General features: G+C 65.0%; 20 protein-coding genes. 14 read left to right on the top strand and 6 right to left on the bottom strand.

The features are described 5' to 3' along the window. Positions 1–52: 52 nt before the first annotated feature. Complete coding sequence (locus tag ACW7G6_RS11870) at positions 53–310, bottom strand: hypothetical protein (protein ID WP_456980049.1); 258 nt, start codon at positions 308–310, stop codon at positions 53–55. A gap of 180 nt (positions 311–490) precedes the next feature. Between ACW7G6_RS11870 and ACW7G6_RS11875 the strand changes: the two genes are divergently transcribed. Both ACW7G6_RS11875 and ACW7G6_RS11880 read left to right on the top strand, forming a co-directional pair. Next, positions 491–1609, top strand: coding sequence for a class I SAM-dependent methyltransferase (locus ACW7G6_RS11875; protein ID WP_456980048.1), 1119 nt, complete (start codon positions 491–493; stop codon positions 1607–1609). Then, a complete protein-coding gene (locus ACW7G6_RS11880; RefSeq protein ID WP_456980047.1) occupies positions 1606–2313 on the top strand; it encodes a pseudouridine synthase in 708 nt (235 codons plus the stop codon). The genes ACW7G6_RS11875 and ACW7G6_RS11880 overlap by 4 nt, the downstream gene beginning before the upstream one ends. A gap of 724 nt (positions 2314–3037) precedes the next feature. On the opposite strand, the gene ACW7G6_RS11885 is transcribed toward ACW7G6_RS11880, so the two are convergent. Together ACW7G6_RS11885 and ACW7G6_RS11890 are read right to left on the bottom strand one after the other, a co-directional pair. Then, positions 3038–3598, bottom strand: coding sequence for a DUF1415 domain-containing protein (locus ACW7G6_RS11885; RefSeq protein WP_456998339.1), 561 nt, complete (start codon positions 3596–3598; stop codon positions 3038–3040). 60 nt (positions 3599–3658) lie between these two features. Continuing rightward, a complete protein-coding gene (locus tag ACW7G6_RS11890; RefSeq protein ID WP_456980045.1) occupies positions 3659–4141 on the bottom strand; it encodes a YajQ family cyclic di-GMP-binding protein in 483 nt (160 codons plus the stop codon). Positions 4142–4253: 112 nt separating this feature from the next. On the opposite strand from ACW7G6_RS11890, the gene ACW7G6_RS11895 reads away from it, so the two are divergent. Further along, positions 4254–5135: a DMT family transporter gene (locus tag ACW7G6_RS11895; RefSeq protein WP_456998340.1), complete on the top strand. Its 882-nt coding sequence runs from the start codon at positions 4254–4256 to the stop codon at positions 5133–5135. A 27-nt stretch (positions 5136–5162) separates the two neighbouring features. On the opposite strand, the gene ACW7G6_RS11900 is transcribed toward ACW7G6_RS11895, so the two are convergent. The 3 genes from ACW7G6_RS11900 to ACW7G6_RS11910 form a co-directional block, all read right to left on the bottom strand. Continuing rightward, the gene (locus tag ACW7G6_RS11900; RefSeq protein ID WP_456998341.1) at positions 5163–5450 is read right to left on the bottom strand and encodes a hypothetical protein; all 288 of its coding nucleotides are present in this window, start codon (positions 5448–5450) and stop codon (positions 5163–5165) included. Between the two features lie 160 nt (positions 5451–5610). Continuing rightward, positions 5611–5808 carry a hypothetical protein gene (locus tag ACW7G6_RS11905; RefSeq protein ID WP_456963218.1) on the bottom strand — a complete coding sequence of 66 codons (198 nt, stop codon included), beginning with the start codon at positions 5806–5808 and terminating at the stop codon, positions 5611–5613. Positions 5809–5991: 183 nt separating this feature from the next. Continuing rightward, complete coding sequence (locus ACW7G6_RS11910; protein ID WP_456998342.1) at positions 5992–6675, bottom strand: OmpW/AlkL family protein; 684 nt, start codon at positions 6673–6675, stop codon at positions 5992–5994. Positions 6676–7008: 333 nt separating this feature from the next. Between ACW7G6_RS11910 and ACW7G6_RS11915 the strand changes: the two genes are divergently transcribed. From ACW7G6_RS11915 to atpD, 11 genes are all read left to right on the top strand, one after another. Beyond that, complete coding sequence (locus tag ACW7G6_RS11915) at positions 7009–8439, top strand: dihydrolipoyllysine-residue acetyltransferase (protein ID WP_456998343.1); 1431 nt, start codon at positions 7009–7011, stop codon at positions 8437–8439. Positions 8440–8482: 43 nt separating this feature from the next. Beyond that, positions 8483–9607 carry a mechanosensitive ion channel family protein gene (locus ACW7G6_RS11920; protein WP_456998344.1) on the top strand — a complete coding sequence of 375 codons (1125 nt, stop codon included), beginning with the start codon at positions 8483–8485 and terminating at the stop codon, positions 9605–9607. 12 nt (positions 9608–9619) lie between these two features. Next, a complete protein-coding gene (gene lpdA, locus ACW7G6_RS11925) occupies positions 9620–11512 on the top strand; it encodes a dihydrolipoyl dehydrogenase (protein ID WP_456998345.1) in 1893 nt (630 codons plus the stop codon). Positions 11513–11886: 374 nt separating this feature from the next. After that, positions 11887–12261, top strand: a complete 375-nt coding sequence (locus ACW7G6_RS11930) for a hypothetical protein (protein ID WP_456980038.1) — start codon at positions 11887–11889, stop codon at positions 12259–12261. Next, positions 12254–13084, top strand: a complete 831-nt coding sequence (gene atpB / locus ACW7G6_RS11935) for a F0F1 ATP synthase subunit A (RefSeq protein WP_456998346.1) — start codon at positions 12254–12256, stop codon at positions 13082–13084. Before ACW7G6_RS11930 ends, atpB begins: the two co-directional genes overlap by 8 nt. Before the next feature lie 95 nt (positions 13085–13179). Beyond that, complete coding sequence (atpE, locus tag ACW7G6_RS11940; RefSeq protein WP_456980036.1) at positions 13180–13449, top strand: F0F1 ATP synthase subunit C; 270 nt, start codon at positions 13180–13182, stop codon at positions 13447–13449. Positions 13450–13534: 85 nt separating this feature from the next. Continuing rightward, positions 13535–14005: a F0F1 ATP synthase subunit B gene (locus ACW7G6_RS11945; RefSeq protein WP_456980035.1), complete on the top strand. Its 471-nt coding sequence runs from the start codon at positions 13535–13537 to the stop codon at positions 14003–14005. Between the two features lie 43 nt (positions 14006–14048). Then, positions 14049–14576: a F0F1 ATP synthase subunit delta gene (locus tag ACW7G6_RS11950; RefSeq protein WP_456980034.1), complete on the top strand. Its 528-nt coding sequence runs from the start codon at positions 14049–14051 to the stop codon at positions 14574–14576. 69 nt (positions 14577–14645) lie between these two features. Beyond that, positions 14646–16193, top strand: coding sequence for a F0F1 ATP synthase subunit alpha (gene atpA / locus ACW7G6_RS11955; protein WP_456980033.1), 1548 nt, complete (start codon positions 14646–14648; stop codon positions 16191–16193). Between the two features lie 13 nt (positions 16194–16206). Further along, positions 16207–17070 carry a F0F1 ATP synthase subunit gamma gene (gene atpG / locus ACW7G6_RS11960; protein ID WP_456980032.1) on the top strand — a complete coding sequence of 288 codons (864 nt, stop codon included), beginning with the start codon at positions 16207–16209 and terminating at the stop codon, positions 17068–17070. Between the two features lie 84 nt (positions 17071–17154). Next, positions 17155–18564 carry a F0F1 ATP synthase subunit beta gene (atpD, locus tag ACW7G6_RS11965; RefSeq protein ID WP_456980031.1) on the top strand — a complete coding sequence of 470 codons (1410 nt, stop codon included), beginning with the start codon at positions 17155–17157 and terminating at the stop codon, positions 18562–18564. The last annotated feature ends 5 nt before the right edge of the window (positions 18565–18569 follow it).

Genomic DNA, 18569 nt, shown 5'->3' on the forward strand with positions numbered 1-18569 from the left:
GCCTCCGCTGGCCGGGCACGGTGGAAATGACGCTCCGGGGTGGCCGCCGAGGCTACTGCTGCGATATCTGCTCGGTGGCGGAAAAGCGCCTTGCGTAGTCGCGTTCGTCGATGATGCGCTTCACCTCATCGGCGGCCATCTCGGGCGCGGCGTAGACCGCATAAGCCACAGCGCCATCGCGCTTTCCGATCTGATGCAGCCGGTAGCGTGGCCGACCGGCACCGGTATTTTCCGGGTAATGGATCGGCGGCTCGCCGTCGATGTCCAACTCGCTGTTGTCGATGGTGCCGCCAACGAAAAGTGCGCGCATACGTGCTGCTCCGGTGTGGATCCAGACCCCAGAATGGCTGGACGAGTGTTGCGTGGCAATGAACACTCCGTTGCCGTGGCGAAAAATGGGGGTGTGGCGCGCACCGCTGCCTGACTGGGAGGATCGTGATGGTTGGGCCGCGCTAGACTGCGCGCCTTCCCCAAGTAGTGAATAAGCGACGTGGCTAGCGACGATCCCGCACTGGAAACCCTGTTGTTGCCGTTCGCGCAAGGCCTGTTGTCGTGGCCGGACAGCGGTGGCGTCTTGTTCCTGCGCGCCCGGGATGGCCAGCCCTTGCATCAGCGGCCGTTGCCCGGCCTGGTGTGCGAACAGAGCTTCAAGCCCGACGCCGACGCACTGCAGCACGCGGGCCTGGCACTGGTCGAGCCCGACGATGACACGCGCTACCCGTTGGTGCTGGTGCTGCCACCGCGCCAGCGAGACGAGGCCCGCGCGCTGTATGCGCGCGCGGTCCAGCATGTCGCCCCCGGCGGGCGGGTGGTTGCCTGCGCCAGCAACAACGAGGGTGCGCGCTCCGCCCAGGACGACCTGGGCAAGTTGGCGGGCGCGCTGGGCAACCTGACCAAAAACAAGTGCCGGGTGTTCTGGACCGCGCCGCTGCACGTGGACGACAGCGCGGCGTCGCTCGACACCACGCTGCTGGCGCAATGGCAGGGCCTGGATGCACCACGCCGGATCGCCGACGACCGCTTCACCAGTCGTCCGGGGGTATTCGCCTGGGATCGCATCGACCCGGCCTCGGCCTTGCTCGCCGGGCAGTTGCCGGGCAACCTGACCGGTGTTGCCGCCGATCTGGGCGCGGGGTTCGGCTACCTGTCGGCAGAGCTGCTTGCACGTTGCCCGGGGATCACCGCAATCGACCTGTATGAGGCCGAGGGGCGCGCGCTGGACTTGGCCCGCACCAACCTCACCGCAGTGGAAACGACAGCCGCCCTTGGCTTCCATTGGCACGACGTCACCGCCGGCCTGCCGAAGCAGTACGACGTGATCGTCAGCAATCCACCGTTCCACACCCAGGGCCGGGCCGACCGGCCGGACATCGGTCGTCGTTTCATCGTCGTCGCGGCCGAGGCGCTGAAGCCCGGGGGCCGGCTGTGGCTGGTTGCCAACCGCCACCTGCCATACGAATCAGTGTTGAACGACAGCTTCGGCAGCGTGCGCACGGTGGCCCAGAACGACGGTTTCAAGATCATCGAGGCGGTAAAAGCGCTGCCCGCCAAGCCGGAACCGAAGCCGAGGCCATTCAATCGCGGCGAGTTGCGCAGGCAGTCCCGGTGAAACTGGTCAAGCTGATCGCGAACCTGGGTTACGGCAGCCGCAAGCAGGTTTCGCTGATGTTCCGCGAGGGACGCATCACCGATGCGGCCGGCGAGGTGCTGTACGCGGACGACAAGGTCGAGCGGGACACGATCCGGGTCGATGATGAGCCGCTGGACCCGCCTGCTGGTCTGGCGCTGATGCTGCACAAGCCGGTTGGTTACACCTGCTCGACCAAGGACCGCGGCCGGGTCATCTACGACCTGCTGCCGCCGCGCTTCCGGCTGCGTGCGCCATCGTTGTCGTCGGTAGGCCGGCTGGACCGCGACACCAGCGGACTGCTGCTGATGACCGATGACGGCCAGTTGCTGCATCGGATCGTCTCGCCCAAGGCCCGGCTCGCCAAAGTCTACGATGCGACCTTGGCCGAGGACCTGCGTGGCGATGAAGCGGCGGTGTTCGCCAGCGGCGATTTGCTGCTGGAATCGGAAACCACAACGCTCGCACCCGCGCTTCTGGAAGTGACCGGCCCGCGCGCCGCACACCTGACCCTGACCGAAGGCCGCTACCACCAGGTGCGGCGGATGTTCGCTGCGGTCGGCAACCACGTCGAGGCGTTGCACCGCAGCCGCGTCGGCGGCCTGGAGTTGGACGGGCTGCCTGCGGGGGAGTGGCGGGTGCTGGGAGCGGACGATCTGGACCGGTTGTTTGGCGCTGCTGGTTGATATCGATGCGGTACGGATAGGCGTCAGAACAGCGCTGGGAAAGATCTGAAACAACCCGGATCTTGCTCGTCATTCCCGCGAAGGCGGGAATCCAGAGCCATTGCTTCTGACGACTTGATTAGCGACAAAAGCCAAAAGAGCGGCTTCGGTTGTCTTCGCGCTGCGGGAGGCGGGCCGTGGGGGCAATTGCTCCACCCCTCGGTCAGGGCGTCCTACCCTGACTCGGGGTCGCAGGCCCGCTTCGCGGTCCGGCCCGGCGCAGCGCGCCGGGCGTTCACGTGGCCCGCGCGGCAATGCCGCGCAAACGGGCCCCGCTCACCCATGGCCTGCTTTCCGCAATACCCCCACACCCCGCCTCCCGCTGATCGGTCGATGGCTTGGGGTGAAGAAGCAAGTGCTGCGGTCGAGCAAAGCGAGCAACCCGGGAACGTTGCAATCAACCCACCTAAAGTCCTCGGATCCCCGCTTTCGCGGGGATGACGACAAACCCCACGCCAATCACTGGCCGATGCGGCGTCCTGGATGGGTATTGCGTAGAGCGGACATGGATGTCCGCGGCGGCGAGTCGGCCATGGATGGCCGACCGAGCCGAGGAGCAATACCCATCCAGGGCGGCGCTCCCCCCGAAGCGAGCTTTTCAAGGATGCAGCAGTTCCCCCGATTCACAATCGAGCGGCGGCGATGCTTTTCGGGCGGCGGCGGCACCACACCACAAGACGAAACCCTACGCCTCCAGCAGCCGCCAATAGCCGTCGACACCCAGCTTTTCCAGCGTGTCGATATTGCGCTCGACAATCGCATCCGGATCCGGGAATGCGTCCACCGCGCGCTCCACGCTGGCCTCGCGCAGCAGGTGCAGCATCGGGTAAGGGGAACGGTTGGTGCAGTTCGCAGGATCGTCGATGTCGCTGCCGGCGAACTGGTAATCGGGATGGAAGCTGGCGACCTGGATCTCACCTTCCAGACCGAGCGCGTCGATGGCGACGTCGACCTGGTCGAGGAAGTCGTTGTAGTCGTAGAAGTCAGCCAGCACCCGCGGGTGGATCAACAGAGTCGTGTCGACCACATCAGGATCGGTATCGTTGAGCCAGTTCAGCTCCGCCGCCAACTCCTCCAGCAACGCATCGGGCGTGTCCGCCTCACTGAGCACGTAACGGATCTGGTCCTTGACCTGCACCGCCTTGGCGAACGGACACAGGTTCAGACCGATCACCGCACGTTGCAGCCAGTTGCGGGTCGCGGTGATCGGGTCTTCATGAGTCATCGCAGGGATGTCGGCGGACATGGTTGGCGGCGGGCAACGTCAATGGGGGGCGGGTCAGCAAGGGCGACGTCGCCGGTCACGTCAGTCGCGGAAGTTGTCGAACTGCAGCGGGCGTTCGAACTCGGTCCCCTTCAGCAGCGCCATCGCCGCCTGCAGGTCGTCGCGCTTCTTGCCGTTGACGCGCAGTTTCTCGCCATTGATCTGGCTGTCGACCTTGAGCTTGGCGTCCTTCAGGGTGGCCTGGATCTTCTTCGCCAACTCGCGCTCGATGCCCTGCTTGACGGTGACCTTCTGCCGCGCGGCGGCCAGGTTGGTTTCCACGTCGCCGAACTCGAGGCAGCGGGCGTCGATGCCGCGGGCGATCAGGCGCGCGCGCAGGATGTCGGTCATCTGCTGGAGCTGGAACTCGCTGGGCGCGGTGAGGCTGACCACCTCGTCGTCAAGGCTGAAACTGGCATCCACGCCCTTGAAGTCGAAGCGCGTGGTGAGCTCGCGGCTGGCCTGGTCGACGGCGTTGGTGAGTTCGTGGCTGTCGACTTCGGAAATGATGTCGAAGGAGGGCATGGCGGGCTCCGGGAATGGATGATGAGGAAGGGTAGCGCAGGGTAGGAAAACTTGCCGGGCGACGGGTCTCGGCCGGTTATGCTGGCGGCCCGCCGTCCGATGAACGTCCCCCATGACTGCCTTGCCGCCCCGCCTGCCGGCGCCGTTGATGATGCTGGTGGCCGTTGCAGCGTTCGCGCTGATGGATGCGGGCTTGAAGCAGCTGGCCGGGATCTATCCCGCGATGCAGGTGGCCTCGTTGCGTGGTGCCTCATCACTGCCGTTCATCCTGGTCTGGGTATTGGCGACTACCGGCCTGGCGCCGCTGCTGCGGGTGCGCTGGTCGCTGCACCTGCTGCGTGGCGCGATCGGCATCGCGATGATGGCGTCGTTCGCGTTCGCCTTGCGCAGCCTGCCGCTGACCACCGCGTACTCGATCTTCTTCGTCGCGCCGCTGCTGATCACGGCCTTGTCGGTGCCGATACTGGGCGAGCACGTCGGCCCGCGCCGCTGGACCGCGATCGCGATCGGGCTGCTGGGCATGCTGGTGCTGCTGCGCCCCAGCGGCGAGGGCATGCTCAGCTGGGCGGCGTTGGCGGTGCTGTTCGCGGCCACCGGCTATGCGGTCAGCGCGATCACCGTGCGGGTGCTGGCGCGGACCGATTCAAGCGCGTCGATGATCGTCTGGCTGCTGGTGATGCTGGCCCTGGGCGCCGGCGCGCTGGCATGGCCAAACTGGGTGCCGCTGCGGCTGGAAGATGGCTGGGTGATCGCTGGGGTCGGATTGGCCGGCGCGATTGGCCAGTATGCGATCACCGAGGCATTCCGGACTGGATCGGCGTCGTTGCTGGCGCCGCTGGAATACACCGCGCTGGTCTGGGGCGTGCTGCTCGACGTGAGCATCTGGGGCGTGCTGCCTGACGCGGTGACCTGGCTGGGCGCGGGCATCATCGTCGCCAGCGGGCTGTACATGCTGCGCCGCGAGCGGGTGCACGCCGAAGCCGAGCACCCGTAGGGCGCCATTGACAATGCGCCAGTCAGCTCAGTGCTCGTCGGGCTTCGGTTGCTCCGCGGGGGCCGTCTTGGTACCCGTCAGCGGCAAGGGGTCGGTCGGGTTGCTGGCCGAGATCTCGGCCGGTACCTCGGGGTGGCTGGAGCCGGGCGGGGCGGAGTTCGCGTTTCCGGGAACTCGCGGCACGGCATCGTCCGGACCCAGCGTGGGGACCGGGCGGCTGGGCGTCGCCGCCGACGTGTCGGGGTGCGGTGCCGGCGCCGGTTTGCAACCAATCGCCATGGATATCGCCAGCAGCGAGAAGGTCAACGCTGCCATCGATCCAATGCCGGCCTGGCAGCAAGCCAGGGACGAACGGGGTTGAGGGGACGCGATAGGGGGTGGGTTCTGCACGGCTTTCTCCGTGCCGCGACAATTCAGTCCGGCCTTGTCATGGCAACGTAAAATCGCGTTGCAAACCGCCACATCGAACGATGCCTCAGTTGCCGGCGAGACTTCCCTGCAACGCAGCGGCAATGGCGGCATCGCCATTGACGAGATCCGTCCAGAGCAGCTCCTGGCCCTTGCGATGGCCCTTCTCGACCAACTTCAGACCCAATGGGTCGATGGTCAGGGTGTAGGCGCGATCATCCACGATGATCTCCCGGCGGACGGGCTTTTCGAGTTTGGTGGTCATGGGGGCTCCTGGCGGAGTGTGGATGGGACCGCCTGTGGCTTACCGTAGCGATCCGACGGTAAGGCGCCGTGAATGCGGTGCGACCTTGGCTGGCAGACGGCGCATCAGTGCTGCAGCACGCCAATCCGGTCACGGCCTGGTAGGGCCGCGACCGGAGACGCAGAGTGTCGGCTGACCGACTAATTAGAAGCGCACGCCCAGACCAAGTCCTGCCACGACCGGGTTCAGTTCGGCATTGCCGACCTTCTGGCCATCGAGCATCACGTCCGAATCGCCGTGCAGGTAGCGCACGTCGGCACGGGCAAACCAGCGCGGGCTCAACTTGACGTCGACACCGGCGGTCGCCATGGCGCCCTTGGCGGTTTCCACGCCGATGCGCTGGCCCGCCAGGGCACCGGTCGGCTCGGCGGTTTCACCGTCGTAATTGGCCTCGTAGTAGCCCAGGCCGACGAACGGGCGCACCACCTGCTCGCTGGTACCGAAGTGATACTGGCCGCTGACCGCGTAGGGCTGCGATTCCACGCTGCCGATCTTGCCGCCGTTGGCGTTGCGTACGCGGTGGTCGAACTTGTCCGCCGCGCCCCAGGCTTCAACCGCGATGTTGTCGGTGACGTAGTAGCTGGCGCTGAGGGTGGCTGCCGTGCCGCCGTCGAGCTTGCTGCGCTCGCCGGCGATGGTCGGGTTGCTGGTCGGCTCGCTCAGCGCGAAACCGCCCACGATCGCCCAAGGCTTCGCGTCGGTATTGGTGGTCTGGGTGGCGTAACTGTCCTGGACAGTTTGCTGGTCCACGTCCTGCGCGAAAGCGACGGCTGGAGCGACGGCCATGGTGCCCAACAGGGCGATGCTCAAATGGCGAAAACGAATCATGTGGTTCTCCAAGTTCTTGTGACTTGTGGGGGAGCCCGGCCGTTTGTCTGGCCAGGCCGCGCCACCCTAGCCAGCCGGGAATGAACATCACTTGGCTTGCCGTGCCAGGGCCGGGGAACTTTCTTGAAACCCTGCGGCAACCCATTGGCACAGCAATGTTTTTGGTCCTGAACCGCCGCTGCACCGCGTGCTGGCGTCTGCGCGGCAGCCGTTCGGCCCGGGCGTCGGAGTGGCTCGGGTAGTGCGGTGAAGTGTCGCGCGCGGTGGGCCAAACATTGGCGCGTACGGCCCGCAACAGCCACAATATGGCTTTCGCGCATGGCGGAGCCGAACATGGCTGAGTTGAAGGAAGCACGGGTCCCCGATATCGGTGGTTACGACGGCGTGCCGGTGATCGAGGTGCTGGTTGCCGTCGGCGATACGGTGGAAGTCGACCAGGGTCTGGTCACGCTGGAATCGGACAAGGCGACGATGGAAGTGCCCTCTCCCTTTGCCGGGGTCATCCGTGAGCTGAAGGTCAAGTTGGACGACGAAGTCACCGAAGGGGCCGTGGTGGCGCTGATCGAACCAGTTGCCGAGGCAGCTGCCGACAGCGCCAAAGAACCCGATCAAACCGCCGCCAACAACGAGCCGCCCCGTGCCGAGCCTGCCGCACCGGAGCAGCGCACCAAGGCGGCGGAGACGGCGACCAGCGTACCGCCCACCGAGGTGGGCACGCCCAACAAGCTGGCGCAACGCGAGATCGCCGACGCGCGCGACACTGAAGCGGCTGGCCAGGGCACGACGCAGCGCTCCCCGCCGGTGGTGTTTGATGCCGATGAGTTGCTGCCGGACAAAGTCGCGTACGCGAGCCCGGCGGTGCGCCTGTTTGCACGCGAGCTGGGCGTCGACCTGATGCAGGTGACCGGTAGCCAGCGGGGCGGGCGGATCGGCAAGCAGGACGTGCAGCAGTTCGTCAAGGGCGCGATGCAGGGAGGCCGTGCCGGTGGTGTGGCGGCGGGTGGTGGCGGCCTGGACCTGTTGCCGTGGCCGAAGGTCGACTTCAGCAAGTTCGGCGCGACCGAAACCCGTGCGCTGACCCGCATCCAGAAGTTGTCCGGCGCGAACCTGTCGCGCAACTGGGCGATGATCCCGCACGTCACCCAGTTCGACGATGCCGATATCACCGAGCTGGAAGCGCTGCGCGTCAGCCTCAACAAGGAAAACGAGAAAGCCATTGCCAAGGGCGGCGCGACCAAGCTGACCATGCTCGCGTTCCTGATGAAGGCCAGCGTCAGTGCACTGAAGAAGTTCCCCGACTTCAATGCCTCCCTTGACGCCAGCGGCGAGAACCTGGTGTTGAAGCAGTACTTCAACATTGGCTTTGCCGCCGACACCCCCAACGGACTGGTGGTACCGGTGGTGCGCGACTGCGACACCAAGGGCGTGATGCAGATCGCCGCCGAGACCGGCGAGCTCGCCGCCAAGGCGCGCGATGGCAAGCTTGGTCCGGCCCAGATGAGCGGCGGCTGCTTCACCATCAGCTCGCTGGGCGGCATCGGCGGCACTGCATTCACCCCGATCGTCAACGCCCCGGAAGTGGCGATTCTCGGTGTCTCGCGCTCGGACATGAAACCGGTCTGGAACGGCAAGGAGTTCGTCCCCCGCCTGACCCTGCCGCTGTCGCTGAGCTACGACCACCGCGTGATCGACGGCGCCGCTGCCGCACGTTTCACCAGCTATATGGCGAAGATCCTCGCCGACATGCGCCGGATGCTGCTGTGACCGGGCCCGGGCGATCCGTGCGCGAGGCTGGCTGAGCCAGGCCGTGCAAGCCAGCACGCCCGCGGAGCGGATCGAGCACGCCGGTGGCCGCGTGGTCGACTCGGTTGATGCGGCCACGCGGGAGGGCTGGCTGGGCCTGCAACCCATTCTTGAGTATCAGCTGATCAGTCTGTCGAGCTTCCAGCTGACCGTTGGCGGCTTGGTCGCGGCGGTGCTGGCGGTGCTGGGCGCGCTGCTGGTGTCGATGCTGTTGCGACGCACGCTGGTCCGTTATGGCAAGCAGCGCCAGAACGTCAACCACGCGGCGCTGTACACGGTCGCGCGGGTCGCCCACTACCTGCTGTTGCTGATTGGGGTAATGCTGGCGCTGCAACTGGCCGGCGTGCCAATCGGCGAGTTCGCGGTGTTTGCCGGCGCGCTCGGTATCGGCCTGGGGTTCGGGCTGCGCGAGATCTTCGCCAACTTCATCGGCGGGCTGGTGCTGCTGTTCGATCAGTCACTGAAGGTCGGCGATTTCATCGAGCTCGATGCCGACGTGCGCGGCACCGTGCGCGACATCAACATGCGCGCGACCCGCATCATCACCAACGACAACATCGACATCCTGGTGCCGAACGCCGAGTTCATGACCGGGCGCGTGGTCAACTGGACCCACCGCGACGTCCTGCGCCGCATGCGCGTGCCGTTCAAGGTCGCCTACGGGGTCGACAAGGAACTGGTCAAGAAGGCCGCTCTGGAAGCCGCCGCCAAGGTGCCGTTCACCTTGGCGATGGAGGGCCGGCACCGGCCGCAGGTGTGGCTGGCCGATTTCGGCGATGGCGCGGTCGAATACCTGCTGGCGGTGTGGTTGACCGAGGAGGCGACCAAGCGCAACGCCGCGATCAAGGCCGCCTACCTGTGGGAGCTGGACACCGCATTCAAGCGCCACGGGATCGAGATTCCATTGCCGCAGCGCGACCTCCACCTGCGCAGCGTGTTCGGCCTCAGCGGCGAGGACGCTATTGCCCTGCTGCGAGGTCAGCGGATTTCGAGCCCGGACCCCCAGGCAGCGGAGACCGTCCTGACGGCGGCCGAGCGCGTGACGCTGGCGAACAACGACGCACGCGACTCGATCTTTCCCGAATCCAATCAACATCCCGCTGCGCCCGACCCCTCGCGCGGCCAATAAGGAGACACAGCCATGGCACAGATTGAAGTGAAGGTTCCCGACATCGGTGATTACGACGGCGTGCCGGTGATCGAGGTGCTGGTCGCGGTCGGCGACACGGTGGCCGTCGATCAGGGTCTGGTCACGCTGGAGTCGGAGAAAGCCACCATGGAGGTGCCATCCAGCGTCGCCGGGGTGGTCAAGGAGCTGCGGGTCAAGGTCGACGATACCGTGGCCGACGGCGCCGTAATCGCGGTGATTGAAACCGAGGCCGAAGGTGGGAGCGAGGCCGGGAGCAACGGCAAGGGCGAAGATGCCAAGGCAGACGCATCACCGAAGGATGCGAAAGCGGCGGCCGCCGACACCGGCGACAAGTCACCTCTCCCGCCCGCGGGAGAGGTCGACGCGCGCAGCGCGGCGGGTGAGGGCGCTCCAAAAGCGTCACCGACCGCGCCGCCAGCCGCGCCCGCGTCTGGCCGTAAAGCCGATGTCGAATGCGCGATGCTGGTGCTTGGCGCGGGACCGGGGGGGTACACCGCGGCGTTTCGGGCCGCTGACCTGGGCCTGGATACCGTGCTGGTCGAGCGTTACGCGCAATTGGGCGGCGTCTGCCTCAACGTGGGTTGCATCCCGTCCAAGGCCCTGCTCCACGCCGCTGCAGTGGTCGACGAGGCCGCGCATGCGGGTGATTTCGGGATCGACTTCGGCAAGCCGAAGATCGCGCTGGACAAGTTGCGCGGCTACAAGCAAAACGTCGTCGGTCAGCTGACCAAGGGTCTGGCCGGCATGGCCAAGCAGCGAAAGGTGCGCGTGATCACGGGCGTCGGCACCTTCATTTCCGCCAACGAGTTGGAGATCCAGGGCGAGGATGGCAAGCCGCAGCTGGTCAGCTTCAAGCAATGCATCATTGCCGCCGGCAGCCAGGCGGTGAAGCTGCCGGGCTTCCCGTGGGACGACCCGCGGGTGATGGATTCAACCGACGCGCTGGAGTTGGCCGATATCCCGAAACAGCTGCTGGTGGTGGGTGGCGGCATCATCGGACTGGAAATGGCAACGGTCTATCGCGCGCTGGGCAGCGAAGTCACCGTGGTCGAGTTCATGGACCAGTTGATGCCCGGCACCGACAAGGACCTGGTCAAGCCACTGGCCGACCGGCTGAAGAAACAGGGCGTAACGGTCCACCTGAAGACCAAGGCGGCCAAGGTCGAGGCGCAGAAGAAGGGCCTGAAGGTCGGCTTCGAGCCGGCAGCGGAAGGTGGCAGCGTGCCCGATCCCGGTCTCTACGACCGGGTGCTGGTCGCCGTCGGCCGCGCGCCCAATGGCGGCAAGCTCGATGCGCAGAAGGCCGGGGTGGAGGTGACCGATCGAGGGTTCATTCCCGTCGACCGCCAGATGCGCAGCAGTGCGCCGCACATTTTTGCCATCGGTGACTTGGTCGGCAACCCGATGCTCGCCCACAAGGCCACCCACGAGGCCAAGCTGGCCGCGGAAGTGGCCGCGGGCGAAAAGAAGGAGTGGGTGGCGCGTGTGATCCCATCGGTGGCGTATACCGACCCGGAAATCGCTTGGGTCGGCCTGACCGAAACCGAGGCCAAGGACAAGAGCCTGAAGATCGGTGTCGGCAAGTTCCCGTGGGCGGCGTCCGGGCGCGCGATCGGCATCGGTCGTACCGAGGGATTCACCAAGTTGCTGTTCGATGAGGCGACCCAGCGCGTGGTCGGCGGCGGCATCGTCGGGGTACACGCAGGTGAGCTGATCGCCGAGATCGCGCTGGCGATCGAGATGGGTTGCGAAGTCGGCGACATCGGCCACACCATCCATCCGCATCCAACCCTGTCGGAGTCGGTGGCGATGGCCAGCGAGGTGTTCGACGGCACCATCACCGATCTGTATATCCCGAAGAAGGGCGCGTCGAAGAAAGGCTGAGCCGACCGGCGCTCGTCGTCCAGCCCGGTGAAAAAGATGAAGCCCCGGCGGATCAGGCCGGGGCTTCGAGCCCGTCGCTACTTTTTTGCCTTGACGAGGAGAGAGAGACGACGGGGTCGGGCAGAGATACTGACCCGCGCCCGCGACAAAGGTTCCGCAGCCGCGCAGTTGCCCCGCTTTCCACCATATCCCGGTCCCCATTCAGGTGGATTCCACGACGCCCGACCTTCGAAGCTGAATGCGGATCCGGGTCTTGTTGGGGGACGGTGACCGCTAGCAGTTGCCGCAACCATCCGCGCCCTCTATAATTCGGCGGCTTCATCGGGCGTTCTTCATGCCCACTCCCCGGACGACAGGCAAGCGTGCAAGATCCAATGTTCGCAGGTCGCCGACTGGCATCGCGCGTCATCGCCTTCCAGGCTGGCGTGACGGTGTTGGTTGCGCTGATTTTCCTGATGCAGGGTGCGCCATCGGCGTTCGGCGCCCTTGTCGGTGGTGGTGCTGTTGCGGTCGGCAGCGTGGTGGCGGCACTGGTTGCGCTGGGCGGCGGGGTTCAACCGGCTGGCGCGGTCATGGGACGGTTGCTGGCAGGCGTTTTGTTGAAGTGGTTGGTGGTGTTTGCAGTATTCACGCTCGGCTTGGCCGGGTTGAAGTTACCGCCGCTGCCGATGTTGGCCGGCGTAGTAGCGGCGACGCTGGCCTTCGTGCCGGCCCAAATCCTGAAACGGAAAGGTGTCCTTCGTGAGTGAACAGACCGGCTCTGGCGGCCTGAACGAATACATCCAGCACCATCTCGAGCAGAACACGATCGAGTTGGTAGGCGGCGGCTTCAACATCGACACGTGGGCCGTGTCGTTGGTGCTGGGGCTGATATTCATTGCATGGTTCGGCTATTTCGCACGCAAGGCGACCTCCGGCGTGCCCTCCAAGGGGCAAGCTTTCGTCGAGATCATCCTGGAGTTCGTCGACAACCAGGTCAAAGACAACTTCCACGGTGATCGCAGCTCGCTGACGCCATTGGCGCTGACCATCTTCATGTGGGTCGTGTTGATGAACGCGATGGACCTGCTGCCGCTGGATACCCCCGGCATGGCCATCCAGGTGGTCGCCGGTGCCGAAGTGGCCAGCCACACCTACTTCCGCTGGGTGCCGACTGCCGACCTGAACACCACCGTGGGTATCTCGCTGGTCGTGTTCTTCCTGATTTTCTACCACTCGATCAAGGCCAAGGGTGGCTTCGGTTTCGGCAAGGAACTGCTGACCTCGCCATTCCATGCCGAGGGCAAGGTCACCCGGGCGATCCTGCTGCCGGTCAACCTGGGCATGAACGTCATCGAGTACGCGGTCAAGCCGGTATCGCTGGCCATGCGACTGTTCGGCAACATGTACGGTGGCGAGCTGGTGTTCATGCTGATCGCCGGCATGCTCGGCGGGAGCCTGCTGATGTTCGTGCCGGGCGTACTGTTCAACTTCGCCTGGGCGGTGTTCCACGTCCTGATCGTGCTGCTGCAGGCCTTCATCTTCATGATTCTCTCGGTGGTCTATATCGCCAGCGCCTACGAGAGTCATTGATCCGGCAACTCCCGTTTTTCAGTTCCCGATTTCCCAGTTCCTCATTGCTTCATCCTTCCGCCAGTTCGAATCACACATACAAGTAGGAGAAAACCATGGAATTTATCGCCAGTTTGCAGGGCATGACCGCGATCGCGATCGGCATGATGGTCGGTCTGGGCTCCATCGGCGCATGCCTCGGCATCGCGCTCATGGGTGGCAAGTTCCTCGAGTCGGCCGCGCGCCAGCCCGAGTTGGTGCCGATGCTGCAGGGCCGCATGATCCTGTTGGCCGGCCTGATCGACGCCCCGTTCATCATCGCGTTGGCGGTTGGCTTGCTGTTTGCCTTCGGCAACCCGCTGCTGAGCGCGGTCGGTGCTGCCTGATCCACGGTTTTGACTCCCTGAGCCGTCCGGGTTTCCGGGCGGCTCTCCCGGGCCTTCGTGCCCGCAGCGTCCCTACGGAGCTGTCATGAATATCAACATGACCTTCCTGGGCCAGATGCTCTCGTTCGCGTTGCTCATCTGGTTCACCATGAAGTTCATCTGGCCGCCCCTGAACCGGGCGATCGAAGAACGCCAGAAAAAAATCGCCGAAGGCCTTGCGGCTGCCGAGCGCAGCCAACACGACCTGGCCGAAGCGCAGCACAGCGTCGACGCTGCCATGCGCGAAGCCCGGACCAAGGCCAACGAGGTGATCGAGCAGGCGCACCATCGCGCCAACCAGATCATCGAGCAGGCCAGGACCGATGCGATGGTCGAAGCCACGCGCCAGAAAGCGCTGGCGGACGCGGAGATCCTTGCGGCGCAGAACCGTGCCCGCGAAGACTTGCGCAAGCAGGTCTCGTCGCTGGCGATCAGCGGTGCCGAGAAGCTGCTGCATCGCGAAATCGACGCCAATGCCCACAAGGCGTTGCTCGACGAACTCGCAGCCCAGCTTTGAGCCAGCCAGCTTTGAGCCAGCCACTGACCAGAGGCCACAAGCGATGAGCCAGAACGTGACCCTCGCCCGCCCTTATGCGCGTGCCGCCTTCGCGGCGGCGAGCAATGACGGCCACGCCGCCGATTGGTCGCAAGCGCTCGGGCTCGCCGCCCGTGTCGCCGCCGACCCGACGGTAGAGGCATTGTTGAAGCACCCACGCTTGTCGACCGGCGACGCGATCGCGTTGCTGGCCGATGACGGCGCGAACCAGGAGTTCCGGCAGTTCATCGGGCTGCTTGCCGACAACAACCGCTTGCCGTTGCTGGCCGAGATCGCCGGGCTGTTCGAGCAGTTGCGCGCGCAGTCGGAGAACCTCGTCAAGGCGCGGATCACCTCGGCCAGCGAAATGCCGGCAGGCGAGTTGGAGTTGATCCGGGTCGCGCTCAAGAAACGTTTCGACTGCGAGGTCGAGCTGGAAACCGCGATCGACGAGTCGCTGATTGGCGGCGCGGTGATCGACGCCGGCGACGTGGTCATCGACGGATCGCTGAAAGGCAAGCTGTCGCGGCTGCAATCGGCCCTGGCCCACTGACCGACCCCAGTCGCATCCACGAATCATCGTTTACTTCCGGCGCGCGCGCCGGGCACAAGGGAAACACCCATGCAAACCACGCTCAACCCGTCCGAAATCAGTGAACTGATCAAGACCCGCATCGAGAAGGTCAAGCTGTCCGCGGAGTCGCGCAACGAAGGCTCGGTCACCTCGGTGGCCGACGGCATCGTGCGCATCCACGGCCTGGCCGACGTGATGCAGGGCGAAATGATCGAGTTGCCGAACAACATCTTCGCGCTGGCCCTTAACCTGGAGCGCGACTCTGTCGGCGCCGTGGTGCTGGGCGGCTACGAGAACCTGCGCGAAGGCGACGTGGCCAAGACCACCGGCCGTATCCTGGAAGTGCCAATCGGCACCGAGTTGCTGGGCCGGGTGGTCAATGCGCTGGGCGAGCCGATCGACGGCAAGGGTCCGGTCGACGCCAAGCTGACCGCGCCGGTGGAGCGCGTCGCCCCGGGCGTGATCTGGCGCAAGTCGGTCGATCAGCCGGTTCAGACCGGCTACAAGTCGGTCGACTCGATGATCCCGATCGGCCGCGGCCAGCGCGAGCTGGTCATCGGCGACCGCCAGACCGGCAAGACCGCGATGGCGATCGACGCGATCATCAACCAGAAGGGTACCGGCATCAAGTGCGTGTACGTCGCGATCGGCCAGAAGGCCAGCTCGGTCGCCAACGTCGTGCGCAAGCTGGAAGAGCAGGGCGCGATGGACCACACCATCGTGGTCGCCGCGACCGCGTCCGAGTCGGCGGCGATGCAGTACATCAGCGCCTACTCGGGTTGCACCATGGGCGAGTACTTCATGGACCGCGGCGAAGACGCGCTGATCGTGTACGACGACCTGTCCAAGCAGGCCGTGGCGTACCGCCAGATCTCGCTGCTGCTGAAGCGCCCACCGGGCCGCGAAGCGTATCCGGGTGACGTGTTCTACCTGCACTCGCGCCTGCTGGAGCGCGCCGCGCGCGTGTCCGAGGAATACGTGGAGAAGTTCACCAACGGTGAAGTGACGGGCAAGACCGGTTCGCTGACCGCGCTGCCGATCATCGAGACCCAGGCCGGCGACGTGTCCGCGTTCGTGCCGACCAACGTGATCTCGATCACCGACGGCCAGATCTTCCTGGAGACCGACCTGTTCAACGCCGGTATCCGTCCGGCCGTGAACGCCGGCATCTCGGTGTCGCGCGTGGGTGGCTCGGCGCAGACCAAGATCATCAAGAAGCTCTCGGGCGGCATCCGCATCGCGCTTGCCCAGTACCGTGAGCTGGCGGCGTTTGCACAGTTCGCTTCCGATCTGGACGAGGCGACCCGCAAGCAGCTTGAGCGCGGCCAGCGCGTGACCGAGCTGATGAAGCAGAAGCAGTACCTGCCGATGTCGATCGCCAACCAGGCATTGTCGATCTACTCGGTCAACGAGGGTTACCTTGACGACGTCGCGGTGAACAAGCTGCTGGCGTTCGAGGAAGGCCTGCACGCGCACTTTGCCAACACCCAGGGCGAGCTGATCGGCAAGATCAACACCAGCGGCGCGTGGAACGACGAGATCGAGGCGGCCTTCAAGCAGGGCATCGAAGAGTTCAAGAAAACCGGCACCTGGTAAGGCGGACAAGACGATGGCAGGCGGACGTGAAATCAAAACCAAGATCAAGAGCGTGCAGAACACCCGCAAGGTGACGCGCGCGCTCGAGATGGTCTCGGCTTCCAAGATCCGCAAGGCGCAGGAGCGGATGAAGGTATCGCGGCCGTATGCGCGGGTGATGAAGCAGGTGATCGGGCACCTGGCCCAGGCCAACTCCGATTATCAGCATCCGTACATGACCGAGCGCGCAGATCCCAAGCGCGTCGGTTACATCATCGTGTCGTCCGACCGCGGACTGGCCGGTGGGCTGAACAACAACCTGTTCCGCAAGCTGCTGGGCGAGATCCGCAACTGGCAGCAGCAGGGCGTCGAGGTCGACGTGGTCACCATCGGCCAGAAGGCTTCGGTGTTTTTCCGCCGGGTCAAGGTCAACATGCTTGCCACCGTCACCCATCTGGGCGACCAGCCCAAGCTGGAGCAGCTGATCGGCGTGGTCAAGGTGGTGCTGGACGGGTACAGCGGCGGCGACATCGACCGCGTGTTCGTCTGCTACAACGATTTCGTCAACACCATGACCCAGCAGGCGACGTTCGAGCAGCTGTTGCCGCTGCCGCCATCGGACGCGCCGGTGTCCCGGCACGATTGGGACTACATCTACGAGCCCGATGCGCAGACCGTGCTGGATCACGTGTTGACCCGTTACATCGAGTCGCTGGTGTATCAGGCGGTGTTGGAGAACGTGGCCTCCGAGCACGCCGCTCGCATGGTCGCGATGAAGTCCGCCTCCGACAACGCGAACAAGCTGATGGACGAGTTGCAACTGGTCTACAACAAGGCACGGCAAGCGGCGATCACCCAGGAAATTTCCGAAATCGTCAGTGGTGCGGCAGCGGTCTGACCGGCATCACAACGGTTCCAATCCAACATCCCGCGGCCGCGACCTGCGATCCGCAAGCAGCATTCAGAGATACGAGGAAACATCATGAGCCAGGGCAAGATCGTTCAGATCATCGGTGCCGTCGTCGACGTCGAGTTCCCACGCGAATCCGTTCCGCGCGTCTACGACGCGTTGAAGGTCGACAACACCGAGATCACGCTGGAAGTGCAGCAGCAGCTGGGTGACGGCGTGGTGCGTGCGATCGCGCTGGGCTCAACCGACGGACTGAAGCGCAACCTGATCGCGACCAACACCGGCAAGGGCATCTCGGTGCCGGTCGGTCTGGGTACGCTGGGCCGCATCATGGACGTGCTGGGTCGGCCGATCGATGAAGCCGGTCCGGTCGAGGCGACCGCGAACTGGGAAATCCATCGCGAGGCACCGAGTTACGAAGAGCAGGCCGCGGCCAACGACCTGCTGGAAACCGGCATCAAGGTCATCGACCTGATGTGCCCGTTCGCCAAGGGCGGCAAGGTCGGCCTGTTCGGCGGCGCCGGCGTCGGCAAGACCGTCAACATGATGGAGCTGATCAACAACATCGCCAAGGCGCACGAGGGCCTGTCGGTGTTCGCCGGCGTGGGTGAGCGTACCCGCGAGGGCAACGACTTCTACCACGAGATGAAGGACTCCAACGTCCTGGACAAGGTCGCGATGGTCTACGGCCAGATGAACGAGCCGCCGGGCAACCGCCTGCGCGTCGCGCTGACCGGGCTGACCATGGCCGAGTACTTCCGCGACGAGAAGGACGAGTCGGGCAAGGGCCGCGACGTGCTGTTCTTCGTCGACAACATCTACCGCTACACCCTGGCCGGTACCGAAGTATCCGCGCTGCTCGGCCGCATGCCGTCGGCGGTGGGCTACCAGCCGACCCTGGCCGAGGAGATGGGCGTGCTGCAGGAGCGCATCACCTCGACCAAGACCGGCTCGATCACCTCGATCCAGGCCGTCTACGTGCCTGCCGATGACTACACCGATCCGTCGCCGGCGACCACCTTCGCCCACCTTGACTCCACCGTCGCGCTGTCGCGCAGCATCGCCTCGCTGGGTATCTACCCGGCGGTTGATCCGCTCGACTCGACGTCGCGCATGATGGATCCGAACGTGATCGGCAACGAGCATTACGACACCGCCCAGCGCGTCCAGCAGACCCTGCAGAAATACAAGGAACTGAAGGACATCATCGCGATCCTGGGCATGGACGAGCTGTCCGAAGAAGACAAGCAGGCGGTATCGCGCGCGCGCAAGATCGAGCGCTTCTTCAGCCAGCCATTCCACGTCGCCGAAGTGTTCACCGGCTCGCCCGGCAAGTACGTGCCGCTGAAGGACACCATCCGTGGCTTCAAGGGCATCGTCGATGGCGAGTACGACCACCTGCCGGAGCAGGCGTTCTACATGGTCGGCAGCATCGAGGACGCGGTCGAGAAGGGCAAGAAGATCATCGGCGAAGCAGCCTGATTCAT

It is taken from the genome of Lysobacter sp. A421 (assembly GCF_054052145.1).